The sequence below is a fragment of the Neobacillus sp. 19 genome (assembly GCF_049463095.1).
Taxonomy (GTDB): domain Bacteria; phylum Bacillota; class Bacilli; order Bacillales; family Cytobacillaceae; genus Neobacillus.
The window spans coordinates 1-26343 of sequence record NZ_JBMPZU010000028.1 but is presented as its reverse complement, the minus strand read 5'-3'; the positions used below and the strand labels follow the sequence as shown (position 1 = coordinate 26343).

The 26343-nt window shown below is 40.0% G+C and carries 27 protein-coding genes, 1 pseudogene and 1 other annotated feature; of the genes and pseudogenes, 9 read left to right on the top strand and 19 right to left on the bottom strand.

Annotation, left to right across the window (positions count from 1 at the left end):
- The first annotated feature begins 5 nt into the window (after positions 1-5).
- The 5 genes from ACO1D1_RS06580 (at position 6) to ACO1D1_RS06560 (ending at position 2806) form a co-directional block, all read left to right on the top strand.
- Entirely contained in the window at positions 6-683 is a 678-nt protein-coding gene (locus ACO1D1_RS06580; RefSeq protein WP_423335328.1) for an SOS response-associated peptidase, read from the top strand.
- 221 nt (positions 684-904) lie between these two features.
- Positions 905-1138, top strand: coding sequence for a hypothetical protein (locus tag ACO1D1_RS06575; protein WP_149870227.1), 234 nt, complete (start codon positions 905-907; stop codon positions 1136-1138).
- 12 nt (positions 1139-1150) lie between these two features.
- A complete protein-coding gene (locus ACO1D1_RS06570; protein ID WP_149870226.1) occupies positions 1151-1384 on the top strand; it encodes a hypothetical protein in 234 nt (77 codons plus the stop codon).
- Between the two features lie 22 nt (positions 1385-1406).
- Positions 1407-1640, top strand: a complete 234-nt coding sequence (locus tag ACO1D1_RS06565) for a hypothetical protein (RefSeq protein WP_149870225.1) — start codon at positions 1407-1409, stop codon at positions 1638-1640.
- 125 nt (positions 1641-1765) lie between these two features.
- Positions 1766-2806, top strand: coding sequence for a potassium channel family protein (locus tag ACO1D1_RS06560; protein WP_223820999.1), 1041 nt, complete (start codon positions 1766-1768; stop codon positions 2804-2806).
- A gap of 155 nt (positions 2807-2961) precedes the next feature.
- Here ACO1D1_RS06560 and ACO1D1_RS06555 read toward each other — a convergent pair whose 3' ends face one another.
- Both ACO1D1_RS06555 and ACO1D1_RS06550 read right to left on the bottom strand, forming a co-directional pair.
- Positions 2962-3279, bottom strand: a complete 318-nt coding sequence (locus ACO1D1_RS06555; protein ID WP_423335322.1) for a spore coat protein — start codon at positions 3277-3279, stop codon at positions 2962-2964.
- Between the two features lie 134 nt (positions 3280-3413).
- Positions 3414-3713 (bottom strand): replicative helicase loader/inhibitor, encoded by a 300-nt coding sequence (locus ACO1D1_RS06550; RefSeq protein WP_149870222.1) that lies wholly within the window; start codon positions 3711-3713, stop codon positions 3414-3416.
- Positions 3714-3982: 269 nt separating this feature from the next.
- Between ACO1D1_RS06550 and ppsA the strand changes: the two genes are divergently transcribed.
- The gene (gene ppsA, locus ACO1D1_RS06545; RefSeq protein WP_423335321.1) at positions 3983-6583 is read left to right on the top strand and encodes a phosphoenolpyruvate synthase; all 2601 of its coding nucleotides are present in this window, start codon (positions 3983-3985) and stop codon (positions 6581-6583) included.
- Between the two features lie 109 nt (positions 6584-6692).
- Here ppsA and ACO1D1_RS06540 read toward each other — a convergent pair whose 3' ends face one another.
- The 4 genes from ACO1D1_RS06540 to ACO1D1_RS06525 all read right to left on the bottom strand — a co-directional run bounded on the left by ACO1D1_RS06540 (position 6693) and on the right by ACO1D1_RS06525 (position 9419).
- Complete coding sequence (locus ACO1D1_RS06540) at positions 6693-7973, bottom strand: FtsW/RodA/SpoVE family cell cycle protein (RefSeq protein ID WP_149870220.1); 1281 nt, start codon at positions 7971-7973, stop codon at positions 6693-6695.
- A gap of 7 nt (positions 7974-7980) precedes the next feature.
- Positions 7981-8388, bottom strand: a complete 408-nt coding sequence (locus ACO1D1_RS06535; protein ID WP_149870219.1) for a PadR family transcriptional regulator — start codon at positions 8386-8388, stop codon at positions 7981-7983.
- A 3-nt stretch (positions 8389-8391) separates the two neighbouring features.
- Entirely contained in the window at positions 8392-8925 is a 534-nt protein-coding gene (locus ACO1D1_RS06530) for a sigma-70 family RNA polymerase sigma factor (protein ID WP_423335320.1), read from the bottom strand.
- A gap of 107 nt (positions 8926-9032) precedes the next feature.
- On the bottom strand, positions 9033-9419 hold the full coding sequence (locus ACO1D1_RS06525; protein WP_149870217.1) for an SET domain-containing protein: 387 nt from the start codon (positions 9417-9419) through the stop codon (positions 9033-9035).
- 160 nt (positions 9420-9579) lie between these two features.
- On the opposite strand from ACO1D1_RS06525, the gene ACO1D1_RS06520 reads away from it, so the two are divergent.
- Complete coding sequence (locus ACO1D1_RS06520) at positions 9580-9984, top strand: hypothetical protein (protein ID WP_223820960.1); 405 nt, start codon at positions 9580-9582, stop codon at positions 9982-9984.
- A gap of 43 nt (positions 9985-10027) precedes the next feature.
- Here ACO1D1_RS06520 and ACO1D1_RS06515 read toward each other — a convergent pair whose 3' ends face one another.
- Positions 10028-10543 carry a YbaK/EbsC family protein gene (locus tag ACO1D1_RS06515; RefSeq protein ID WP_149870216.1) on the bottom strand — a complete coding sequence of 172 codons (516 nt, stop codon included), beginning with the start codon at positions 10541-10543 and terminating at the stop codon, positions 10028-10030.
- 282 nt (positions 10544-10825) lie between these two features.
- Between ACO1D1_RS06515 and ACO1D1_RS06510 the strand changes: the two genes are divergently transcribed.
- Complete coding sequence (locus tag ACO1D1_RS06510) at positions 10826-11737, top strand: DMT family transporter (protein ID WP_423335319.1); 912 nt, start codon at positions 10826-10828, stop codon at positions 11735-11737.
- Positions 11738-11763: 26 nt separating this feature from the next.
- Here the strand turns inward: ACO1D1_RS06510 and ACO1D1_RS06505 are convergent, their stop codons facing one another.
- The 3 genes from ACO1D1_RS06505 to ACO1D1_RS06495 all read right to left on the bottom strand — a co-directional run bounded on the left by ACO1D1_RS06505 (position 11764) and on the right by ACO1D1_RS06495 (position 15018).
- Entirely contained in the window at positions 11764-12483 is a 720-nt protein-coding gene (locus tag ACO1D1_RS06505; RefSeq protein ID WP_149870215.1) for a YebC/PmpR family DNA-binding transcriptional regulator, read from the bottom strand.
- A gap of 275 nt (positions 12484-12758) precedes the next feature.
- Entirely contained in the window at positions 12759-14024 is a 1266-nt protein-coding gene (gene ilvA / locus ACO1D1_RS06500) for a threonine ammonia-lyase IlvA (RefSeq protein WP_149870214.1), read from the bottom strand.
- 100 nt (positions 14025-14124) lie between these two features.
- Positions 14125-14376, bottom strand: a binding site (T-box leader).
- A 177-nt stretch (positions 14377-14553) separates the two neighbouring features.
- Positions 14554-15018 carry a GNAT family N-acetyltransferase gene (locus tag ACO1D1_RS06495; protein ID WP_190284902.1) on the bottom strand — a complete coding sequence of 155 codons (465 nt, stop codon included), beginning with the start codon at positions 15016-15018 and terminating at the stop codon, positions 14554-14556.
- Between the two features lie 187 nt (positions 15019-15205).
- On the opposite strand from ACO1D1_RS06495, the gene ACO1D1_RS06490 reads away from it, so the two are divergent.
- Positions 15206-15727 (top strand): cupin domain-containing protein, encoded by a 522-nt coding sequence (locus ACO1D1_RS06490; protein WP_423335318.1) that lies wholly within the window; start codon positions 15206-15208, stop codon positions 15725-15727.
- 57 nt (positions 15728-15784) lie between these two features.
- On the opposite strand, the pseudogene ACO1D1_RS06485 reads toward ACO1D1_RS06490, so the two are convergent.
- The 9 genes and pseudogenes from ACO1D1_RS06485 to ACO1D1_RS06445 all read right to left on the bottom strand — a co-directional run bounded on the left by ACO1D1_RS06485 (position 15785) and on the right by ACO1D1_RS06445 (position 26342).
- A pseudogene (locus tag ACO1D1_RS06485) lies at positions 15785-16971 on the bottom strand (amidohydrolase).
- Between the two features lie 26 nt (positions 16972-16997).
- Complete coding sequence (locus ACO1D1_RS06480; protein WP_423335317.1) at positions 16998-18185, bottom strand: amidohydrolase; 1188 nt, start codon at positions 18183-18185, stop codon at positions 16998-17000.
- Positions 18186-18270: 85 nt separating this feature from the next.
- Positions 18271-19689, bottom strand: a complete 1419-nt coding sequence (locus ACO1D1_RS06475) for an MFS transporter (protein ID WP_423335316.1) — start codon at positions 19687-19689, stop codon at positions 18271-18273.
- Positions 19690-20028: 339 nt separating this feature from the next.
- Positions 20029-20289: a hypothetical protein gene (locus ACO1D1_RS06470; RefSeq protein ID WP_423335315.1), complete on the bottom strand. Its 261-nt coding sequence runs from the start codon at positions 20287-20289 to the stop codon at positions 20029-20031.
- 10 nt (positions 20290-20299) lie between these two features.
- Positions 20300-22372: a helix-turn-helix domain-containing protein gene (locus ACO1D1_RS06465; protein WP_423335314.1), complete on the bottom strand. Its 2073-nt coding sequence runs from the start codon at positions 22370-22372 to the stop codon at positions 20300-20302.
- Positions 22373-22382: 10 nt separating this feature from the next.
- A complete protein-coding gene (locus ACO1D1_RS06460; protein ID WP_423335313.1) occupies positions 22383-24341 on the bottom strand; it encodes an FUSC family protein in 1959 nt (652 codons plus the stop codon).
- 130 nt (positions 24342-24471) lie between these two features.
- A complete protein-coding gene (locus ACO1D1_RS06455; protein WP_423335312.1) occupies positions 24472-25815 on the bottom strand; it encodes an MDR family MFS transporter in 1344 nt (447 codons plus the stop codon).
- Between the two features lie 159 nt (positions 25816-25974).
- Positions 25975-26214 carry a hypothetical protein gene (locus tag ACO1D1_RS06450; protein WP_423335311.1) on the bottom strand — a complete coding sequence of 80 codons (240 nt, stop codon included), beginning with the start codon at positions 26212-26214 and terminating at the stop codon, positions 25975-25977.
- Positions 26181-26342, bottom strand: a complete 162-nt coding sequence (locus tag ACO1D1_RS06445; RefSeq protein WP_423335327.1) for a hypothetical protein — start codon at positions 26340-26342, stop codon at positions 26181-26183. Before ACO1D1_RS06445 ends, ACO1D1_RS06450 begins: the two co-directional genes overlap by 34 nt.
- Position 26343 lies beyond the last annotated feature (1 nt).

Here is a 26343-nt window from a genome sequence, read left to right as displayed (position 1 = left end):
AAAATATGTGCGGCCGATTTACGCTAACAGCAACCATTGAAGAAATCATCAATCGATTTGATATTCAAGCGTTTATGGAGGAAGAGCTTTATTCCCCCAGCTATAATATTGCCCCTTCCCAGTCCGTACTTGCCGTAATTAATGACGGGAGGTCAAATCGAATGGGATTTTTAAGATGGGGCTTAGTTCCTCCATGGGCGAAGGATGTGTCGATTGGCAATAAAATGATCAATGCCAGAGCCGAAACCTTATCAGAAAAACCGAGCTTTCGAAATGCTTTCAAAAAGAAGCGCTGTCTTGTCATTGCGGATAGCTTCTATGAATGGAAGCGCCATGAGGATAAAAGCAAAACACCGATGCGAATCAAATTAAAGTCAGATGAAATGTTTGCCATGGCAGGAATTTGGGAGGGTTGGAAGACTCCGGATGGAAAAACGCTTTACACCTGTTCTGTCATTACAACCGGCCCTAATGATTTGATGAAGGATATTCACAACCGGATGCCCGTCATTTTAAAGCGTGAAGATGAACAAACATGGCTCAATCCGTCAGCCCCAGACCCCTCCCTATTAAAATCATTATTTGTCCCGTATGACGACCATTTAATGGAGACCTATGAAGTTTCAACCTTAGTTAACTCGCCTAAAAATAATACAATTGAGCTAATTCATAAAATTTGTTAGCGCCCTTTTATTTCAAAATGGACATGTTCACTACATGCACGTCCAATTATGACATATCATGTTATTACCCATAAAAGTTTTCCTTCTTTCGAAAGTGGTTTACACCACTTTCTTTTTTTTTGATTGATAGGCAGTTGTTTTGCGTGTGGTCTTAATATCCGTTCATAGGAATATATTAATAAAAATGCTTACTAACGGCCTTTTTTTGAAAGGAGATTAACATGTTTTTTATCCCAACTAATGTCAATATTGGCAGTATGAAAATTAACAGCCCAGATCATAAAAGTGCCGTTTCGGTTGGCTCTGCCTTTTTAAAAGGAATCAATGTTGCCGGGAAAAAAAACCAAGGCTTTGGCCAGCAATTTGGGGATTTATCTATTACGGCTGTTCCCATTCACATTGTTTTAGATGAAGAAATCATCGATATCCCCTCGATAAAAATAAATCAGGTGTAGGGAGTGATTGTATTGAATATCGCACCAATGGCGATCAATTTTTTAGGTTTTAAGGTAAACGCAGTGGATAATTCCTCGTTCATTAATCTCGGACCCAATCAATTTGTTGACCAGTTTGTTTCCTATAAACGAAACCAAGGCGTGGGCGAACAAAACGGTGATTTATCCCCTGTAAACATCCCTATCTCATGGGTTGTAGACCCTGATGTATCAGATAGTAATTCAGCGAAAAATAGTATTATTTAATGATTTTCTAGGGGTGATATAGTTGATTTTTGCACCGATGGTTGTCAATCTGGGGGCATTGAAGGTCAATGTATTCGATCATGGCTCCGTGATGAATATGGGACCAAACCAGTTTATTGACCAGTTCGTTTCCTATAAACGAAACCAAGGCTATGGTGAACAAAATGGTGATTTTGTCCCGATGATTATCCCTATTTCCTATATATACGATTCTGACATGAGTGACAGCTGGACCGCAAAAAACAGTTTCATTTAATTACCTCATCCCCAAGTGGTGATGGGTTTTTTTTATGGGTTATTACATAATACTGATTTTTTGGCACCATTTGGGAAATATAAGGGTATTCGTTCACATGAAAGGCAGGATGCATATCTGTGGGAATGCATTTGAAAAAATGGCTCTATTACTTAGTGAAACTTCGGAATAAAATCTTTTTTCCATTTTTCATTTTATATATCATATTGGCCGCTTTTACGATCTATTGGATTGAGCCTAAAACATTTCAATCTTTTTTAACCTCTTTATATTGGGTGCTCACTACCCTTGCAACGGTAGGGTTTGGAGACTATACCCCAGTTACCAACACAGGTAAGTTCTATACCATTATTCTTTATATCACAGGTATTGCCCTTGTCAGTGTCTTTATTGGAAAAATTATTGATTCTGTCTATTTTATCGATAAATTGAAACTCGGAGGAAAAATGAAATATACTGGCAAAAATCATATCATTTTGGTTGGATGGAATGCGAAGTCCAGATTAGCCATTGATGAAATTTTTAAATCAGATAAAAAGATTGATATTGTTATTATTGATGTTTTGGAAAAATCTCCATTAATCAACGAACGGCTCCATTATGTTCATGGTGATGCGACGAATGAAGATATTCTCCTTCAAGCAAATTTACCGAAAGCAAAAGGTGTAATTATTTTTGCTGATCAAATCACGCAGGATAATTTTGCAACGAAAGATCCGCTGCTTGTGGATGGGAAAACATTATTAATTGCGACTGCGATTACGACACTGGAAGAAAAATATAATAAAAATATTCATGTGACCGCCGAAGTAATTAATCAATGCCATATCCCCCTATTCAAGCATGTGAATGTAGATGAATTTATTCCTACACAGGAAATGATCTCCCATGCAGCCGTTAGATCTTTATTCTCGCCTGGTGTTACCCATATGTATTCAGAACTGTTGAGCACCCAGTATGGAGAATCCGTGTTTGAAATTCCAAAACAAGCCGAATGGCAAACCTATCGTGATGCCTTCGTAGATTTGCTTAACAAAGGGGCCACACTTGTTGCCGATCGCGGCGACCTTCACATTAATCAAAAACTAGACGACCACATCCCAGATACCGCACAGCTCTTCGTTATTTGTGATAAAGACACCCTCTCACAATTAAAATCAAATTAGTGGGAGTTGAAAGACAGAATCCTTTCTGTTTTAAGAAATTCATTCTCACAGAAAAAAGCCTTGAAAGACCAAGGCTTTTTTCATTATGACATATAAAATTCTATATTCTGTCTCCAATTAAGGTAAATGGGTGTTGCCCCTATGCAGCCTGGGAATCAACCCCAGCCGCCGTGCCAGCCGTGACCAGGGAATCCTCCACCCCAGCCCCCGTGCCAGCCGTGACCCGGGAATCCACCGCCCCAGCCGCCATGCCAGCCGTGACCAGGGAATCCTCCACCCCAGCCGCCATGCCAACCATATCCAGGGTATCCTCCCATTCCTATACCGCCATATCCACCGTAACTTGGGTATCCACCCATTCCCATACCGCTATATCCAGTCACGCCTGGGAATCCACTCAATCCCAATCCGCTATATCCACCCACGCCTGGAAATCCTCCCATACCTGCACCAAATTGTCTCATATCGTTCATTTGAGCATCTCTCCTTTATATAGGTTACAGTCTAGAGTATGTTGAAACCATAAAAAGGCATGGGCAGGAGTCCTGAATTTTGCTAAACTATGTTGGTGACAATCGCTAAATATTTTCAATCCTTCTTGTGCTACTCAATTTTGTACATCCTGCTTCAGTGTATATTCCATCATCCAAGCCGGTATGGATCTCCAGCTTTCCATTTGGATTTGGCCGCTTCCTTTGATAACTTCTACTTTACCTTCAATAATGTCTGCAATAGTTGGTGGATATGGACTTTTCCGAATATGTGTTAGTACGTTTTTCATTACCTGGTGATAATCCATTTGCTTGCCAAATTCCAACCATTGAAGAACGGTATCATCTTTCGTAACAAAAGACGGGTAAACAGATTCAATCAACACCAATATTTTGAACACCTCATGCTTGGTCATTTACTAACCCCTTCACCTTTTATTAACAGTTTCTAGTCTAGCCCAAAAAAAAGAAAAGAGCATAAAAACATGACGTGAACACAAAAAAACGCACGATGAATTTACACTTCAATTCATCCTGCGTTTTAATTGCTATATCAAGGTTAAACTATTTTTGGAACTCTTCCCTAATTTAATTATAGCATGTAAAAAATGGTTAATATAGACTTTTTATTCTCATTTACTACTGCTAAAATCAAAAGAACATTCATGGTAAGGAGAGATGTAGAATGAGTTCTTTGGCTCTCGGTTTTCAGGAAATGGACAAAGCGCAGGTTTCGCTCGTTGGCGGGAAAGGGTTAAATTTAGGGGAATTATCAAAAATTGAAGGAATTCAAGTACCAGAAGGATTTTGTGTAACAACAGTGGGATATCAAAAATCCATCGAACAAAACAAGACGTATCATGCATTGTTGGATCGGCTTACTATGCTAGAAGTGGAAGATCGAGAAGAAATTGGAGAAATCAGCAGGAAGATTCGACAAATCCTTATGGAAGTAGAAATTCCTTCCGATGTTGCAAGCGCAGTTACTCATTATCTCTCCCGATTTGGCGAGGAACATGCTTATGCCGTGCGTTCTAGTGCGACTGCTGAGGATTTACCGAATGCCTCTTTTGCTGGTCAACATGACACCTATTTAAATATCATCGGCAAAGAAGCAATCTTACAGCATATCCGCAAATGTTGGGCTTCCCTATTTACGGATCGGGCGGTAATCTACCGTATGCAAAATGGATTTGACCACAGTCAAGTTTATTTATCCGTTATCGTTCAAAGGATGGTTTTCCCACAGGCTTCAGGGATATTATTTACCGCTGATCCGATTACCTCTAATCGAAAGCTGCTATCAATCGATGCGAGTTTTGGACTTGGAGAGGCACTGGTCTCTGGCTTGGTATCTGCCGATTGTTATAAAGTTCAGGAAGATAAAATCGTGGAAAAAATGATAGCAACCAAAAAATTAGTTATCAATGCACGAAAAGAAGGCGGTACAGAGACCGTGCCAATCGATCATGATCGGCAAAAGATTCAAACACTTACTGACCAGCAAATTTTACAATTGGCACGCATCGGAAGACAGATCGAAGCTAATTTTGGTTGTCCGCAAGATATCGAATGGTGTTTGGTTGATGATATCTTTTATATTCTCCAAAGCCGGCCAGTCACGACTCTTTTTCCCATCCCTGAAGCGAATGATCAAGAAAACCGCGTCTTTATATCTGTCGGCCATCAGCAGATGATGACAGACCCCATTAAACCATTGGGATTGTCTTTTTACCTGTTAACTACTCCTGCACCAATGAGGAAAGCTGGTGGAAGGTTGTTTGTGGATGTCACACAACAACTGGCTTCACCTGTCAGTAGAAACATTTTATTAAATGCCATGGGACAACACGATCCGCTCATGAAAGACGCACTTATGAACACACTTAAGCGAGGAGATTTTAAAAAACCGTTACCAAGTGATAATAAAGCACCGAGTCCCAGCAGAGGCAATACAGATATGCTGGCACAAATCGAAAACAATCCATCAATTGTTTCTGATTTGATTAAGCGTAGCCAAACATCCATTGAGGAATTAAAACAAAACATCCAAACGAAATCAGGATCAGATTTATTTGATTTTATTCTAGAAGATATTCAGGAATTAAAGAAGATTTTATTTGACCCACAAAGTTCAGCTGTATTTATGGCTGCTATAAATGCTTCAACATGGATCAACGAAAAAATGGAGGAGTGGTTGGGTGAAAAAAACGCAGCAGACACGCTTTCCCAATCTGTACCTAACAATATAACTTCGGAAATGGGTCTGGCGCTATTGGATGTCGCCGATGTAATTCGGCCCTATTCAGAAATCATTGATTATTTACAACAAGTAAAAGATGATAACTTTTTGGATGAATTGGTTCGGTTTGATGGTGGACAGGAAGCGAGAAACGCTTTCCATGCTTTTCTCAACAAATATGGAATGCGATGTGCCGGAGAAATCGATATCACGAAAACTCGTTGGAGTGAAAAACCAATTACCCTTGTCCCCATGATTCTTGGTAACATCAAAAACTTTGAACCAAATGCTGGCAAGCGCAAATTTGAGCAAGGGCTTTGTTTTGCATTGGAAAAAGAACAGGAGTTAGTAGACCGATTGAAACCATTACCTGATGGTGAACAAAAGGCCAAAGAAACAAAACGAATGATTGACAAAATCCGAAATTTCATTGGGTATCGTGAATATCCAAAATACGGCATGATTAACCGCTACTTCGTTTATAAGCAGGCATTACTGAAAGAAGCAGAGCAACTCGTGCAAGCGGGTATTATTCATGAAAAAGAAGATATATACTATCTCACATTTGAAGAATTCCGGGAGGCCGTACGTGCAAATAAACTGGATTACCAGGTCATTAACAAACAGAAAGACGAGTACAAATTATATGAAAAATTAACTCCCCCACGTGTAATCACGTCTGATGGTGAAATCATTGCAGGTAATTACAAACGAGAAAATCTCCCAGCAGAAGCGATTTTAGGTCTGCCTGTTTCTTCTGGAGTTATAGAGGGGCGAGCACGTGTTATCTTAAACATGGAAGATGTTGATTTAGAAGATGGAGATATATTAGTAACCTCCTTTACTGACCCCGGCTGGACACCATTGTTTGTATCGATAAAAGGACTAGTCACTGAAGTCGGCGGTCTGATGACCCATGGAGCAGTTATCGCACGTGAATATGGCTTACCTGCAGTAGTAGGAGTGGAAAATGCCACGAAACTGATAAAAGATGGACAACGAATTCTTGTCAACGGAACAGAAGGATATATCGAACTATTGTAATAGCGGAAAACTTTCAGAATTAAAATAGCAGCACCGCTCCAGTGGATACCGGAGCGGTGTCTAACGATCTTTCCATTTGACCACCTTGACGGATGTTTTTGACGTATAATCAAACAATTCGGTGTGAGAGGAAATCCTTGCGCCGGTACACGCTTAACACAACCCCGATTAAAAAGGAATTTAACAAAACGGGCATCAGCCCATAACTGATAAATGGCAATGAAATGGACGTTTGTGGAAAAACCCCTAGTGCCATGCCAACGTTGCAGGCCAACTGAACACCATATAATGTAACTGCACCAATCAAAAGAAGCTTTGCATATGAGTCTTGAATCTTAAAAGAAATGGCAATGATTCTAACCATAAATAAGGAAAGAATGGAAACTAAGGCAGCCGCAAAAAGCCAGCCGTAAATATAAGTTAAGCTTACAAAAACAAAATCTGTATGTGCGGACGGGATAAATTCCTTATTCACCGGGTGTCCAAACCACCCTGCTTCAGTCATTAATTCTTTCACACGCAATACCAGGTATCCCGCGCCACTCGAATATTCCTCCGGGTTTATAAAGGCCATTAATCTTTCCATTTGATACATTTTAAGGTATTGCCATTGCCACGCCATCCACCCGAATAGGGTGAAACCACTAACCATGATTCCAAAAATACTCCCAATTTTTTTATAACTATATTTACTCCACCATATCATCACGAATACCATGACCGTGTACATAAAAATGACGGGTGTACTTGGAACGGTAAAGAAGAAGAAAAATGGAAGGAAAAACAAAATGAAAAATTGCCAGACTTTGAGCCTTTCATTTGTAAAAAACGAAGCCCAGGCAAGGAAAAAGAATGGTAAAGCCATGGAGCTTTCTAAGGTAATTATCGACGGGATTCTTAACAATGGAACACCATTAATCGTAGTGTTGGAAAAAGTCCTAATCACAATTAGGAAGAGGATCCCTAGAGAATAAAACAACCATCCACGATTTCTCCATTTACGATAATCGATTGCCATCATTCCTAATGCTGCGGCACCTCCTAATAAAACCATGATGGTCTTACTGACTGAGAAATATCGTTCGTCTATATTCCAAAGTGAAACGATCGGTAAAAATCCAAGTCCTAAGGTCGTAATCAATAGGATTAGGGTGAACCAATCAATCTTTGGTTTGTGCAGCTTGTTCATTTGGATCCCCAATTTGGTCGGGCTGCCCATCTGCTCAATCGCCTTTTCTTCGGCCTCTGCTTCTAAGAGTCCTTTTCCCATCCATAGGTTCTTTGCTTCCTTCAGGTGAAAACCTAATTCATCTGCCACATATTTCTTAGCTTCCTTCGATTTAATTTGTCCGGTCACTTCATTTAAGAAAATAGTTTTTTTATTCGCCACGTTTGTCTCACCCCTCAAGCAATTCTTTAAGCTCAAATCGTGTTTTCGTTTGTTTTTTTGCAGCTTTTTGCAGTACCTTTTTACCTTTAACAGTAATGCGGTAATATTTTGTATTCGATCTGTCCCAGGCTGCTTGTATCCACTGGTTCTGTTCCATTCGATGGAGCAAAATATAGAGATATCCTTCGTTATCCTCGAATTTCCGGATGCCGCGTCCCCGTAAACGTTGTGCCAATTCGAAGCCCGTTTTTTCCTGGACTAGAAGCTGCATGATTGCTAGGAATATATCTTCTTCATTGTCTTTCTGTTTATTGATTTTTTCACGAATGTCTTTACGGTGCTGGTCGGTAAAATTCAATTGTGAAAATGCAGTTTGATCCATTGATTTCTTTAAATTCTTTAAACGATCCTCCATGAACTATGCCTCCAATCGTTTTTTCAAGAGTTCTTTCGCACGCTTCATTCTTGTTTTAACCGTATTATCACCGGTTTCAGTGAGCACAGCGATTTCCTTTATCGGTAAATCCTCATAATAAAAAAGATAAATCACTTCCCGATATTTAATCGGCAACGTCATAATGGCGGCAATCAGTTCATCCTCCTCTTCCTTTTGGATGACGACCTGCTCGACCATTTCTTTTTTCGATTGACTGTTTGCCGGTTCCTCATCTGTCGTGACGACGTTTCGGTTATACCAGCTCTTCAGGTAGTCTTTGCAATGATTAATCGCAATCCGCCACAGCCACGTCCGCAGCTTTGATTTTCCACTATATGTATGAAGTGATTTGTAACATTTAATAAATATATCCTGGGTCAGGTCTTCGGCCAAGCCTTTATTTTTTACATAAGAATAAACCAGCTGCAAAATCTCCTGTCCATACCTGGTCATCATTTCATCAATAAGTGCTTCCTTATCTTCTGTAGCTAGCACAACTGCTGTCATTTCTTCCACGTTTGTCCCCCCTTGCTAAATCTTAGACGACGTATAACACTAGAAAGTTTTTAAAAAATAAAAAAAGATGGAAAAACAGGTTACCTGCCTCCATCTATCTTTTTTGTTTATTTATTTTCATCTTTATGAAACCAAAGTGGTTCATTGTCGTCCTCGTCGCCGTTATAATTGATGAGGATTTCTTCGCCTGCTTTGATATCCTTGTAAGCATAAAAATCAAACGTGTGATTTGGAAAATTTATTTCATAAGTGGCGTTGGGCTCATACGAATGGTTAAACAACATACCGTATCCTAAAACAAACGCTGTATGGTTGATTCCATACTCAAATGCATAATCAGCCAGTAAGGTCTTTTCAATGTGAACATGCTCCTCATTAGGGTAAGGAATAACAGGTGCCGCATGAATTAGCTCCCCTTTAGCAATATCACGAGTTGCAAATACCCCTCTATTTAAATCCCCATCACTAAGCTTAGAAGTTTTTACTTCAATCATATTAATCACCTATAATGTTCTTTCCAATGAAGTTTTTTATCATACTTAAGCTTGCCATTATATGCTCAGGAATGCAAATGTTTTTTATTTCAGTTCGATTGGTTATATTTTCCGGCACTCATCATAAAATGGAATATACGTTCGTAGGGAGGCGAGGATATTGTTAAAAAACAATGATTCCTTGATAACAGGTGAGATGTTGGTCAGGTATTACGAGCTGAATAAACAAAAAAAAGAAATCGAATTTGAAATGAATCAATTAAAGGAAGCATTTCAAACCTATTTTAATCATCTGGTTGGATCCAATCATAAAGGGGAAATTACCGTGAGTGGTTACAAGCTGCAAAGGCAAATTCGAAAAACGGAGAAATACAATGAAGTGGTAACCGTTGAAAGATTAGAAGAATTACAGATGAATGATCTCATTCAGGTGGTTAAAAAGCCGGATGATGCAAAAATAAAAGCAGCGCTTAACCTAGGATTATTAAATCCCACTAATTTAGAGGGATGCCTGGTTACAAATTACACTCCGGCCATTACAGTTAAGCCAATAACTCCGAGATAGAATAAAGGATGTGCAATCTTTATGATTCACATCCTTTTATTAGTTAAACTTCGAGTTGCTGGCTGACTTTTGCTGTATGCTCGTTCTCTTCCCATCCTTTACACACATCTACCCACTCAATAGCAAACGAATAGTGAAATAATTCTTCCTTCGTCAACTCGATGGCAGAGTTCGTACTGCCGCAGGCGGGAAATAAAGTATCGAATCTTTGCATGGACACGTCCAAGTAAACCTTAAGATCATGGTTCAATCCAAATGGGCAAACCCCGCCAATCGCATGACCTGTTTGCTCAAGTACTTCTTCTGGAGCAAGCATCCGAGGCTTGAACCCAAATTTTTGCCGAAACTTTTTGTTATCAACTTTTGCATCGCCGGCAGCCACAATCAAGATCGCTTTTTCATCTGCACCTCTAAAGGACAATGTCTTGGCAATACGAGCAGGGATTACCCCAATGGTTTCAGCCGCTTGATCAACAGTCGCACTGGATGTTTCAAATTCCATGACGTCCATTTCACGATTCCATTGTTTGAAATGGGCTTTTACACTTTCTAGTGACACCTTATTCATCCTTTCCATATGTATTATAGTGTATATTACCATACGTTAAAGGGATAAAGCGAAAATACGGCTTCAACTGTACGCTAACTCCTTTTAGCAAGAGAATATCAGTTAGCTAGCATGTTGATAGTTGTAAGTTAGCGGAAGTAAGCTGAAATATAGCAGGAAAATCCTATCCATTTATTAGAGATATTTTTAAACCAGCTGCCTTAAAAATGTTATAATGTTTTGTTATATTTATAGAATAGCAGAGATGTAGGAAAACGTTTTGGGGGGAAAGACATGAATTCGCAAGGTGCAGTAATGCCCTACCCAAGGGCAAAAGGAATTATTTTAGTACTAATAGCCGCAACCTTTTGGGGAGTATCCGGCACAGTTGCCCAATATCTGTTTCATCAGCAAGGCTACAGCACGAACTGGCTTGTCGTTACCCGCTTGATATTTTCGGGAATGGGTTTATTGTTTTTTTCTCAAACCGTTGGGAAACAAAATATTTGGAGCGTTTGGAAAAATAAACAGGATGTCATTCGTCTTATTATCTTTGGCATCATTGGCATGTTTGGTGTTCAATATACTTATTTTGCAGCAATTGAGCATGGAAATGCGGCTACGGCAACAGTCTTACAGTATCTCGCTCCGGTTATCATCGCTGTGTTTTTATGCCTGCGAGCAAAATCATTGCCCGCAAAAAAAGAAGTGATTGCGATCGGCCTAGCCCTTTTTGGCACTTTTCTTCTAGTCACAAAAGGAAGTGTTCATTCGCTGTCCATTTCCGGTCCGGCGTTATTCTGGGGAATTCTATCAGCGTTTGCGCTTGCGTTTTATACACTTTATCCAGGCAGCCTGCTGTCTAAATGGGGCTCTCTGATTACAGTGGGCTGGGGAATGACAATTGGAGGCATCGGATTCAGTTTCATTCATCCACCGTGGAAATTTCAAGGTAGTTGGAATCTTACATCCTTTTTAGCGGTAGTATTTGTCGTCGTTTTTGGCACGTTAATTGCTTTCTTTTGCTATATGGAGAGTTTGAAGTATATCCGGGCATCCGAAGCAAGCCTGCTCGCCTGTGTTGAACCATTATCCGCAGCCTTTTTGGCCGTAGCCTGGCTCCATGTTACCTTTGGTGCGGCAGAGTGGATCGGTTCTTTTTCAATCATCTCCACTATTTTTATATTATCCGCTTCAAAAAAATAGGCAGACCACATCGGCCTGCCTGTTTTTTATTCGCCTAAATCCACGTTGTGGTATACTTGTTGCACATCTTCTAAATCTTCTAATACATCAATCATTTTTTCGAATTTAGCAAGTCCATCCTCTGGAAGCGTGATTTCATTTTGTGGCAGCATCGTTAATTCGGCAACGGTAAATTCAGTGATACCTGCTTGCTTGAAAGCTTCTTGCATGGCATGGAACTGATCAGGTTCTGCATAGACAATCACTGACTCTTCTTCTTCAATAATGTCACGTACATCAACATCTGCTTCCATTAACAATTCAAGCACGTCATCGGAGGATTTTCCTTCCACACCAATAACCGCTGTTGCATCAAACATATAAGCGACAGAACCACTGACACCCATGTTCCCGCCATTTTTACCAAATGCCGCGCGAACATCTGAAGCAGTACGGTTAACGTTGTTTGTTAGCGCATCGACGATGACCATTGATCCATTCGGACCAAATCCTTCATAACGAAGCTCGGTATAGCTTTCTTCAGACCCGCCTTTTGCTTTTTCTATCGCACGATCAATAATGTGTCTAGGCACATTGTATGTTTTGGCCCGCTCTAGAACGAATTTTAACGCCTGATTAGATTCGGGATTTGGTTCACCCTGCCTTGCAGCTACATAAATTTCAACCCCGAATTTTGCATAAATACGGCTTGTATTTGCGTCTTTTGACGCTTTCTTTTCTTTAATATTGTTCCATTTACGTCCCATTACGAACACTCTCTTTCCGGATTGAATCTGCACAAAATTATTATAATAAAAAAAGCGGATTCTTCAATACTTTTTTACTATAACAATTTGGAGTCCTTGACGAATTATTTACCTGTCAAACATCACTTTATGGAAAAATGCTGTTTTGATACACAGATAATATTATACATGAAAAGTGTTATTTGTTAAGTATCCGATCATTAAAAAAGGGGTTGATGAATGAAAAAATCGCTAAAAACAGGACCATTCCATGTTTTATGGATGGTCCTATTCCACTATACAAGCATCTGGTACAGTGTGCTATCGTTATTTAGTTCCCGATAAATAAAACCCTTTGCCTTAATCCGTTCAATTAATGGAAGGTAATCCTCTTTATCCTTTAATTCAATTCCCACAACTGCCGGTCCGGTTTCACGATTATTCTTCTTCGTATATTCAAAATGGCTGATATCATCATTCGGCCCAAGAACATCAAAGAGGAATTCGCGTAATGCCCCCGGACGCTGCGGAAACTGAACAATAAAATAATGCTGCAGCCCTTCGTAAAGCTTGGAACGCTCTTTAATCTCCTGCATCCGTCCGATATCATTGTTCCCGCCACTGACGACACAGACAACCGTTTTGCCCTTAATTTGATCTGCATATGTATCTAAGGCGGCAACAGAAAGAGCACCGGTAGGTTCCACAACAATGGCATTTTCATTATATAAGGATAAAAGTGTGGTACAAACCTTACCCTCCGGAATGACAATAATGTCATCAACCATTTCTTTACAAATGTTAAATGTCTTTGAGCCAACTGTTTTCACAGCAGCCCCGTCAACGAACGGGTCAATCGTCTCGAGCGAGGTGACTTCTCCTTTTAAAATTGATTCCTTCATGCCTGGTGCACCTAGAGGCTCAACACCGATTAATTGTGTTTGTGGTGAATAATGTCTCATGTACGTTCCGACACCAGCGAGGAGACCGCCTCCGCCTATCGCTGCAAAAAGGTAATCAATCTTTTCAGGACAATCATTCAGCACTTCTACTGCAACCGTCCCTTGACCGGCAATCACATCGTAATCGTCAAAAGGATGGATAAATGTCCGATTTTCAGCCTGGCTGCATTCCATCGCCTTTACATACGCATCGTCAAAGGTATCACCGGTTAAGACAATTTCTACACTGTCCTTGCCCCAAAATTTCACTTGATTCACCTTTTGCTTCGGAGTCGTGCTTGGCATAAAGATTTTGCCATGAATATTTAACAGGTGGCAGGAATAAGCGACACCCTGCGCATGATTACCAGCGCTCGCACAGATAATCCCATTTTGAAGTTCATCTTCATTTAGCTTTTTGATGCGGTTATAGGCTCCGCGGATTTTAAACGAGCGGACACTTTGCAGATCCTCGCGTTTTAAATAAACATGGCAGTTATATCGTTCTGACAATAAGTGATTGTACTGCAAAGGGGTTGGTGAAATTTCATCCTTAATATTATGGCTGGCAAGGATGATATCCTCTACATTAAACGTTTTCTTATCGACTTGTTGACTCATTTTCTATTTCCTCCTCTGTATTTCCTACTATCCATTCAAAATAGTATTCGTTTAGTAGATGATTAAGCTTTTAAACACAACAAAAAACCCGCCCCTGTGGAATAGGGACGAGTTAGCTCGCGATACCACCCTACTTCCGCAATTTTAAAATGAAAACTGCGGCTCTCGATCAACGCACCATTAGTGAGTACGTGTTCCATTTTAACGGCGGACATTCCGGTACAGCTTACTTACATCCTTCAGCTATACATCTCAGAGATGATTTTCAGATAAACCTGTCATCGACTTCCACCAACCGTCGACTCTCTGCGGAACAAGGGATATATCCTACTCTTCTCGTCATCAATTCATATCTAATTTTAGATAAGGGTACCACCGAAAAAATGCCCTGTCAATGTTTTTTGACTATTTTAACTATTTTGTTAATTATTAAAGCGCTTACATTTCCAATAGTTCATTTTTTACCACTTTTATTTTATATCTAAAAAATCCACCTAATCCCAGGTGGATTTCATCAATGTGACGACTGTCATTTTATCTTTTTTTCGTATTCTATAAGAGTTAATCGATCATTAACCTTAAATTCCTTCGTTTTTTTATAGCCGAATTTTTCGTAAAAATGGCGGGTCCGGGCATTATCCTTTGGGGTGTCTAAGCTCCATTCCTTTACTTGCGGAAACTTCTTTTCTAGTTGTGTCAAGATTTTGCTGCCCAAGCCTCGATTTTGAATGGCGGGGCTGAGAAAAAGACGAAACAAGCGATAATGGGTATCCGTTATTTTCACGATACAGATGCCGCCGGAAATTTTTCCATTTAGGAAAATGGTGTAATGAAGGGATTGGTTGAGTTTATACTTAAAAAAATCTAATGGTTCGGCTGCAGGACTTGAATCATAATCCTTATACTTCTTCAAATCGGATTGAAACGCTTCTCTTTGAATGGTTAATAGGGCCTCCGCTTCGCTCATTTTTGTCCTTGCAATGTTTAATTTCATGAACTCACCTCGACAATACATTTCATTCATTATATGAGTCGAGTATTGGAAATGAAATCATGAATTTCTTAACAGCGGCTTATATTATGTCCGGCTTTGATTAATCCCGCTACGTATCGTATGATAAAAATGGATTTTTCCACATCCTGCAAATGGAATAGTAATGTATAGTGAAAGGATTTTTAATATGAACAAAAATGAAATACAATCCTTAATAATCAACCTTGGACTCGCTCCTCATCCAGAAGGAGGCTACTACAAAAGCACGTACCAATCGACGGAAAGAATATCTGATGATGAGTTAAGTGTGAATTTTGATGGGCACCGCAGGCTTTATACGAGTATTTACTTTCTTTTAACTTCAGATGATGTTTCCCATTTTCATCGTTTGAAATCAGACGAATTATGGTATTTTCACGTGGGAAGCCCATTGACGATCCATGTGATTCACGAAAATGGGGAATATGAGGAAATAAAATTAGGGGTGAATTTAGAAAAAGGAGAGGTGCCTCAAGCATTGGTTCCGAAGAATTCAATCTTTGGATCCTCCGTTAACGATCAAGACACCTTTTCATTAGTGGGCTGCATGGTTTCACCCGGCTTTGAATTCCAAGACTTTGAATTATTTACACAAAAAGAGCTATTACACAAATATCCGCAGCACGAGACAATCATTTTAAAGTTAGCATATGAAACTTTACCAATTTGAGGAAAATGGTGTCAGGCACCATGTGAAAAATTCACATAGTGCCTGACACCTGTATTTTTATTCTATACCATAGTACCCGCAGACGACGCAGCCGACTGATTTCGCTGCGACGATTAGGGCGTCTTCGTCGATATTGAATTTTGGATGATGGTTGAAGTATGGCTTTTCTACCCCTTTTGGCGTACAGCCGATGTAGAAGTAACAGCCAGGGATTTTTTCTAAATAGTAGGCAAAGTCATCGGATGGTGACATCATTGGATACTCCTCGACTTGCTGAATTTCCGGTTGATTGGCACTTTCTAAACTTTCCTTTACCAAAGCTGTCATACTTGGGTCATTGTATAGTGGCGGATAATCAGACTCATAAGCTAGCTCACATTGAACCCCGAATTCCACTTCGACCCCTTTTGCAATTCGATGTACTTCTGTTTCAATAATCTTTTTTGCTTCAGGTGACATATAACGTATATCCCCTTCAAGTACAACCTTGTCTTTAATGACGTTGAAAGTCCCTTTGCCGTCAAATGAGCCAATCGTAATAACCCCCATATCGAATGGATTTAAACGGCGGCTGACGACAGTCTGAATCGCTGTAACAAAATGGGCACCGGCGACAATGGAATCGTTCGCTAAATGAGGAGATGATCCATGTCCTCCAACACCTTGAACGGTTAATTTAAAGAACGATCTGCCTGCAAAGGAATAGCCGCTATGATAGCCTACATTACCCGCTGGATTCAGCGGCAATAAGTGGATACCAAATATATTTTCCACATCATCAAGAACGCCTGATTCGACAATACTTTTTGCTCCACCTGGCGGCACCTCTTCAGCATGTTGGTGAATAATTTTTATCGTACCAGGCAAAGAAGCCTTTAATTGAATAAGACAATCCGCAAGAATTAATAAATAGGCAGTATGTCCATCATGACCACACGCATGCATGACCCCTTCGTTCTTTGATTTATATGAAAGATTTGTTTCTTCCAAAATAGGAAGGCATCGAAATCAGCTCGTAAGGCAATTGTTTTACCTGGCTTTCCTCCATTGATCGTAACAACAATCCCAAAGCCATTACCCACATTCGTTTGAATCTCAACATCCTTGCCTTGATAAAAATCGATGATATATTGAGCCGTTTTCTCTTCTTTAAAAGACAATTCCGGGTGTTCATGTAAATAGCGGCGAATTTGAATCATTTCTTCTCTACGTTCTTCTAACAATTCCATTAATTGTTTTTTCATGGTTATAACCATCCTTTCTGAAAAAACTATTCCAACCCATAATAACTACAAACCACTTGTCCAACAGACTTTGCGGCTACAAGGAGACACTCTTCATCAATATCGAATTTCGGATGATGATTAAAGTAAGCATTTTCTACACCTTTAGGTTTACAGCCAATGAAAAAGAAACAACCAGGGATTTTTTCAAGATAGTAAGCAAAATCTTCCGAGCCTGAGAGCATTGGATATTCGCCAACTTCCTGAATATCTGGATCATCCATGCTCTTAAGGCTTGCAACGACATCAGATGTTACTTCCGGATCATTGTATAATGGCGGATAATCCGCTATATAGGAAAGATCGCATTGAACATCAAATTCTGCTTCAATTCCCTTGACTATCCGGTGTATTTCGTTAGCAAGTAACTGCTGTGTTTCGACCGTCATGTAACGCACATCACCTTCAAGCTCCACACGATCTTTAATCACGTTGAAGGTTCCTTTTCCGTCGAAAGAGCCGATTGTTATCACACCGTGATCAAACGGATTTAAACGGCGGCTGATGACTGTTTGAACAGCCGTGACAAAATAGGAAGCAGCGACAATCGCATCATTGGCCAAATGTGGAGAGGAACCATGTCCGCCTACACCTTGAATTCCCAATTTAAAAAACGATCTTCCAGCCAGTGAGAAACCGCTGTGGTATCCCACAAATCCCGCTGGATGGGTAGGGAAAATGTGTATACCAAAAATATGATCGACATCGTCCAGTACGTCTGATTCGACAATGCTTTTTGCGCCTCCGGGAGGTGCTTCCTCTGCGTGCTGGTGAATAATATTAATCGTACCAGCAAGTGAGGATTTCAATTGGATCAAACAATCGGCAAGAACCAGTAAGTAAGCGGTATGGGCATCATGACCGCAAGCGTGCATAATACCTTCATTTTTCGATTTGAATGGCACATCAGTTTCTTCAGCAATAGGCAGCGCATCAAAATCGGCGCGAAGGGCAATCGTTTTTCCGGGCTTTCCACCTTGAATCGTCACAATCAACCCATTACCATTACCCACATTTCTTTTTACCTCAACATCTTTTCCTTTGTAAAAATCAGCAATATATTGCGCTGTTTTTTCTTCCTTAAAAGACAATTCAGGATGTTCATGTAAATAACGACGAATTTGAATCATTTCTTCTTTACGCGCTTCTAACATTCCCATTAATTGGTTTCTCATTTTTATGCCTCCCAATCATCCACATGCTAGGATAAGTGCCGCCACAATTTAACATTAGCAGCACTTATGGACAACCTTCGCCTGATTATTCTGTTACCGGCGTTGGTGTTGGTGATGGATTTTTTACTTTTTTCTTACCAGCATTCCCTGGAACCATCGCAATGATTGAAAGCAAGGAAAGAATACCAAAGATTACATTTGTAATTACCCCTCCGGTTGCCGCAGCTTCAATGCTTCCTATAGAATCAATCGCTGCATAGACAGCTGCTGAAATCGCGACACCAAATGATCCGCCAAGAGAGCTGGCCATCTTATAAAGTCCGGAAGCTTCCCCAACTTTATTCGAAGGGGCATTCGAAACAGCTGTATCTGTTGACGGGGTGGCGTAAATTCCTAAGCCAAGGCCGAATAAAGCGAATCCAATAAATACCACAACTGTATACATAACACCAGGCAAGAAGGTTAATCCCATGAGCGCTACACCAACCGTAGTAATAATCGCCCCCCAAATCATTGGAGATTTTGCTCCTACCTTTTGTAATATTTTCTCTCCAACTCGAATCATCGCTAAGACAGCGACTAAATATCCAAGAGATAACATACCTGATTGAAAAGCGGTAAATCCTCTGCCAACCTGAACATACGTATTCGCAACAACAAGTGTTCCAGCGATGGCATTTAATAAGAAGTTAGAAATCGTTGCACCTGTATAGGGTTTATTTTTAAATAAGCCAAAATCAATGAAGCTTGCTGCTTTTCGTTTTTCAATATTAAAGAAGACAATGGCTCCAATGATGGTCACGCCGATAAGAATTAATGTTAACGGGCTTGTCCATCCGAAATCTCCACCCCGTGTGATTACTAAGTTTAACGCAAGCATCGTAATGATAAAGGTGATAAACCCACTGACATCAAATTTTGCTGTAGTTGTTTGTTCCCTTTTGCTTTCAGGTGTATCCTTAATCAACAGCATGGCAAGGATGGCGAAAACAATCGAAAAGACAAAAATCCATCTCCAACCCATATAGGTTGCAATCGCGCCGCCGGCAAATGAACAAACTCCAGAACCACCCCATGAACCAATGGACCAGTAGCTCAAGGCGCGCTGACGTTCTGCCCCTTCAAAATACTCTTTCACTAAAGCAATCGTTGCAGGCATAATACATGCTGCTGATAGTCCTTGAATCACACGGCCAATGATGAGTAAGGCAGATCCTTGTGCAAATATGAGGCATAGTGAACCAATAATGCTTAAAATCAATCCAATATTGGTAATTTTCTTACGGCCCACTTTATCTGCCAATCCACCTGCAGCTACGATAAAGATTCCTGAGAATAAGGCAGTTAAACTAATGGCTACATTCAGCATACCTAATGAAATACCTAAATCTTTTTGAACCGCTGGAACGACGTTAACCATTGCCTGAGCAAACAGCCAAAACGTAATAACACCGAACACAATTCCGGTAATCATTTTATTTGTTCCTTTATAACCTGTATCCATGGTGAACCTCCTAGATGTTTTATTTGTTAACCGTTATCTTGATCAATAATGAAGGAATCCTACCATCAGTATTTGAATAAGAAATCCCTTCAATTCAACTTAAAAATATATTGTCTAGTTATTGTTCAAAACAGTTTACTCATATCTTGTTCATAGCCCTATTATAGAAAAATCAACCGATTGAACCGAGTCAATTTTTGTGTGGTTTAGGTGTATTCATGGTTATTTTTTTAACTGCCCTTCTTTTATAGCTAAAAATAGACGTCGATTTTTGACAGTCGTTTATTTTTGGACAAAAAATAGCCACTGATATGGAAAACATATCAATGGCTATTTTGATTACTCAAATACTTTTCGAATTTCGAAAAAATGAATGGCGTTTGTCGTCATATAGGAATAGAACGCCCATTCATTATCAATGGACTCATCAAATAGTTCTAATGATGGATGGCTGGTACGGATTATATAATCAATCATTTCGGCATCCATTCCATGTTTACTGCTCATTTTCCACCAATTCGTGTACAATGCCCCGTTGTCCTTGTCAAAAATATACTTACGAACTTGATATTCACCTTTCTGTATGCCAGAAATTTTCACGCGAATATCTTTATTTAGTTTTTGAAGGAAAAGCTTCCTCAATGGAAAAATACGGGTTAACATAATTACAATTCATGAGAACCAGCTGGTAGCCCCTGTTCGTTTGTGTCATGAGAAAGTCCTGACCCGTTGCAACCACTACTCCTTCCAGCTTATTTGCAAATAACATCGAATAATAGGCAGGACGCTTTCCATTGAAATAATGAAATAATTCCAATCCTTCGAGACGAATCCTATGGTTCGGTTTATCCTCTTCATGTAATTCAGTATTGACCCAAAAGGTCAGTGATTCGACTTCATTGGCTAAATCCAAAGCATTTTTTAACACTAAGGCACCACGGAAAAATGTCCCATTTGTGAACCGCGTATTTCCGGAAAGTGTATTCCACGATACCAGGAACAACGGTTTCTCCATCTGATGAAGCTTTAAAAATCCTTTTACCTTGTTAGTTTTTACCACTATGTAATCCTTAGCGAAAGTAAAACGTTCATCACCCATTTCGGTAAAATCAATCACTTCATTTTGGTTAGCATGAAAGCCAATAAAATCAAAACGATCCCCTTCTCCCAACAGCCACTCATGCTCTTTCGGGATATTTTCGTCATGAAAGGAAAACGGCAGAAACACGCCGACCTTGACATCTGGGACCAGCTGTTTGAGAAGCCGATGTAATTTTAGATAAATTTGATGTAAATTTTTCGCCTCTACTGCCGTAAAATATGGTTCATAATAGATGAAATGCCATGAATTCAAAAACTTTTCTCCATAAACCTGCAAGCAATGTTTTAAAAATTTGGTGAGTTTACTAAAGTACTGCTCCTCGTCTGCCGAAATTTCTTGATAATCTACCCGCACATACAAGGATAGATTATTTTTTAATATAAAATTTAATGCGCTATCCGTGTTAAAGTAAGGGGATGTGGTAGCAATCCGTTCGTCCGTTTCCACATCAGGAAGGATGGTTGCCCCACTTACTAAATGGTGAATTCCAATAAAACTTAATCCCAAATCATCTTTCACCATTAACACTTGAGAACGAACATTTTCTTTTAATAATTCCTTTAATTCACCTACCATCAGGATGTTATCAGGAAGGTTGATTGTTTCCTGTTTATCATGGGAAAGTTCAATCATCAATTCTTCATAACGTGTTTCCGTATTGACATACATTTTGTCACCAGCTGTTAAAATCATCCCTAATTTAGCCAAAACCTCCGGAGACTTCATCAGTGTTTCCGAATCATGTAAATTATAGCTGTTGACAGATTCAATAGGTTGTTCGGGGCTATGTGTTTCTCGGTATTCATGCGGGGTGGCACCATAGACCTCTTTAAACAAGTTTGTAAATGATTTTGAATTTGGAAATCCATTTTTCATCGCAATTTGCGAAATCGAATCGGTTGTATAAAGTAAGTCCTTTAGACCGTGTTTCAGCCTAATATTCATTAAAAAACGGCTAAACCCCATTCCCATCTTTTGTTTAAAATAGCGGGATAAATAAGCCGTTGACAAGAACGTCTTTTGTGCCATTTCCTCTAAAGTAATCGGCTGCTCATAGTTTCGTTCCATATAATCAATGATTTGTGTTAACCGCTGATCATCGGTATCGATTTTTTCAAAAGCCGTTCCTTCTAAGCTAAAATTACGAATAAGAATCAATAGGATCTGACAGATGTTCCCTTGGATTTCAAGCTTATAGCTTTCCTCCCTCCTTAAATAAGTAATCATCATTTCCGCCAGTAATTTCCTTATTTTATCAATCTTTAATTCCCGCCCCATTTCAACTTCCCGAGAAAAGCATCGAAACCGACGCTTATGATACTCTGGGTAAAAGCGGTCGATAACAGCATCCGTAATGGTTAACAGCAGCACACAATTATCTTTCGTGCCGTGAAATTGATAAAGCTGATTGCGATTAAGCAGCAGTAAATCATTTTCACCTAATGAATAAAAGCGGCTATTCGTCTCAACCGTTAGGTCGCCGTTTATCACAAAAATAAATTGAATCCCTCTATTGACCTTCGGCGCTAAAAATTCGATCCTTTTAAGTTCAATTAAAAAATCTTCTCCTGGATCACCCAACCCATTCACCTCAATCAAATCTCTCTTTCACTTTTTTAGCATTACTGTTTATTGAATTTTTCACGCTCAAGGCATTTTGCAAGTCTGCTATTTCTTGTTGAATTTTTGGGAATCCCGTTATTTCAGGGACCATCCTTTTCACTACGGGCTGTTTATGTTCTACAGCGCTTGCCATTGATTCAAAAATCAATAATAATCGAGCAAGGCTTTCATCGGAAAGGATGGGCCGGTCCTCGCGTCTTATACAAGCGTCTAGATGAAACCTCAACTGCTCCATTGAAAAGATGGCAGGCCAAAGCTTCCCTAAAGCAGCTTTATTATGTGGAAGTTCTCCTAATGCTGTTGTATAGATAATTTTTAAATTATCAAAATTTGTATGCATTTTGCTCTGAGCCGGGATTTTTTCAAATGGAAAATCATTCAATTGCCCTGTAAATAACACTTGTACAAATTGCATCTGGCTTCGGATTGTTTTCGATATTGCATGTGGGAGTCTGCTAGAAGCTGACCTTCTTCCCGTTAGATAGGTCCCAAATAACCCGATACCGCAGCCAATTAATACATCTGTAATCCTAGCTGTGGCAAAAATGGACAGCTTATGTAAGTGTGTCGAGCTTTCGGCGATTAACAAGGCATTCGGAGTGATGAACATCGCTGCAAGTGCGTAATTCCTAACAATATAAAGCTCTGTTAAGGTTGTTAGTGTAAAGATGATCAACACAATAAAAATCCCTTGAGGTTTTGCTGAAAGGATGATACTTGCAGTCAATATGCCAATAATCGTTCCTAATGTTCTTTGTATCGCGCGATGAAAAGTAGACATAATGGTGGAACCAAGCATTACGGCCGCACAGGATAAGGGAATCCAGTAGGAGCGGTAAAATTCAAATGAATAGGCAACAATCGCTGCAATGGCAAGGATGATACCGTAACGGACAGCAGAAAGGAAGACAACCGAATTCTTGTCAAAAGCCCCGCCGAATACCGTCATAATGGGACGCTTAAAAATGATTATTTCTTGATTGATTTTCGAAACCGGTTCATTCAGGATGGCATCAGCATCAAAGATCTTACGAAACAATTGGTCGATCGCTTCATTTGTTTCTTCAGGCTGGCGAACTTTAGGAAACTTGGTCCTTTTGTTATCAATTGAATCGACAATCCCCCTGACAGCTGCCGCTAATTCCGGCGGCAGCTTTCCGCACGGTTCGGAAAAACGTTCGATAACACGTAAAAAGATATCATTGGCATGATGATTTAACAAAAGTAACCGGTTATATACATCCGTAGTTCGCCACGTAATATGCCCCGCTAAAAGAATATCATCCGTCGTCTTCATCTGCATCACGGTTCGATGCCTTGCTTGATTATAGTTTTGCGTCCCAATAGCGTCTAAAAAGCTGGCCAGCTCCAGATAAACTTTTCTTACTGCCCTCAATTCAGGTGCATGAGGATGAAAAAGCCAGCCCGCCATTCCAATTACCCATGAAAGCAGCCCGCCCAATAAAACCAGACCCGCTCTGATCGGAGCAAGTGTTGGGTCAATCGGCATGCCTGAGGTCATCGCAAAACATAAAACGAAAAAAACCGCTGCCGGACCTGGAATTTTTAGTGCTCCAAAAATAAAGGTCGCGACTGATCCAATCAAGCCAAGCATCAAAGATGATAAAAACGGGTGCGGAGCCAGAAGGGTCCCAATCCCTACGGAAAGACTCAAGCCAATCATCACCCAAAAGAGCTTTTTCGCCCTTTGGGCATAAGGTTCATTAAATACATAGAGGTAGGTAAAGCCGCCAATCCCTGCCTGCATTCCGTAAGCTAAATTTCCGGTAAGCAAACCAATGAATGCCGGGATGGCTGCACAAAAACCAGCGCAAATCGCTTTTTCCCATGGAAAAGGATTCTTTTTAATTTCTAATGCCTGCCTGACAAACTTGAATATCGGTAACGAATGACCTATTTTACCCAACGCGTAAACCTCTTTCTTAGAGAACCTTTTTATAAAAAATAGTATTCTCTAATTGCCGCCTCAATTTGCATGGGGAAACGATACCAATGCAAAAGAAAGACTGAACAAGTGTTCAGTCTTTCAAAGGTAATTATGAAACGGGCTGTGGGCTGCCTTCGGTCACTGCCTCGGTTTTCGCCGGAATGAAAAAGCTTAAGGCAACTGTAACCAAACTTAAACAAAAGGCATAAAGAAACACATTTTTCATTCCGATGACAACGTTCGCCGCCTGATTGATCAGTAAACCCATTATGGTAACCCCAATTGAAGTTCCAATATTACGAAGAAAAATCTGCAGTGAGGTGGACATTCCCTTGATATGGGATTCGGCAAATTCTTGCGAAGCAATGGTCCCGACCGCAAATAATAATCCAAAGGAAACCCCTTGAACAGTCAAAATCAGGAACAAGCCGAGGTACGAAATATCCTCGATGAAAAAATAAAGGGCAAAACCGGAAACAGCCGTAATGAAGCTGCCAATAATAAACAAGATTTTATAACCATAGCGGATAATCCATTTTCCCGCTGGTGTACTGCCAAACATCCAGCCCATCGCAATACTTAACAGGATTAATCCACTTTTATAAATACTCATACCAGAGCCTTCTTGTAAAAACAATGGAATAAAGTTCGATGTGCCAAAAAAAGAAAGACAGTAAACGAGCATAAAAAGATTGGTCCTCAAGATTCCTTTATTTTTAAACAAAGAAACAGGAAGAAAGGGATGTGCTTCTTTCCTTTCAACTAAAGCAAAAATGATTAAGCCCAGCAATCCAAAAACAAGATACCATAAAGGCTGCCTTACACTTGTCGACAGCAATAAAAGGGTAATGGAAATCCCGAATGGGAAGAACCCTTTATAGTCAATGTGAGTCTTTTTAAATTCCATATTTTCCTTATAAGGGAGTAAACACAGAACCGTGGCAATACCAATCGGGATATTGATAAAGAAAATCCATCTCCATGTCAAAGCTTCCACAAAAAAGGATCCTAACACAGGCCCTATAATTGAGGAAATCGCCCAGATTGTGCTAAACACCGCTTGAATTTTGCCTCGTTTCTCTATCGTGAATAAATCGCCGACGATGATCATGGAGAGCGGAATCATTCCGCCAGCGCCAAGTCCTTGTATTCCTCTGTACACCACCAGCATCACCATCGAGTCCGCGAGACCACAAAGGATGGACCCTATCGTAAATAATCCTACTGCAATCATTAGCAGCCTTTTCCGGCCATACATATCCGATAATTTCCCATAAAGTGGAACCGTTACAGTACTTGCGAGCATATAGACAACAAAAATCCAAGCAAAAAGCTCCATTCCGCCAAGCTGTTTGACAATAGTTGGACTTGCTGTCTGCATAATATTGGCATCGAGCGCCGAAATGAGGGTCGTAATGACAAGCCCCCAAAATACATATCTATTTTTCCCCATAAAATCCTCCTACACCGAAAAAAATTCCTTTTATTTACATGTATATTTTCCCGCATCTATCATTATAGCAAAATATCCCTTTAATTTATGTGGGTTTTAACAAAAAAAGAAACAGACCCCACAGAATTGCAGAGTCTGTAACGAATCGATCGTATAAAGTTAACGAATCCAATACCCGCTAGAATGGAATAGGTACGATTTGCTGCCAACTTTTTGCCAGCCCGTAACCATTGCACCGCTGCCGGATAAATAGTACCACTTGCCTTGGACGAAAATCCAGCCGGTCGCCATCGCACCGGATGAAGTTAAGAAGTACCATTTGTTTTGATCCTTCAGCCAACCCGTTGCCATCGCTCCGGAAGAGGTTAAGAAGTACCATTTGTTTGATCCTTCAACCAACCCGTTGCCATCGCCCCGTTTGATTTAAGGAAGTACCATTTTCCGCCCGCCATTTGCCAGCCTGTAAGCATTTCACCATATTGGTTTAAGTAATACCACTGATTAGCATCCTTTAACCAGCCGGTTATG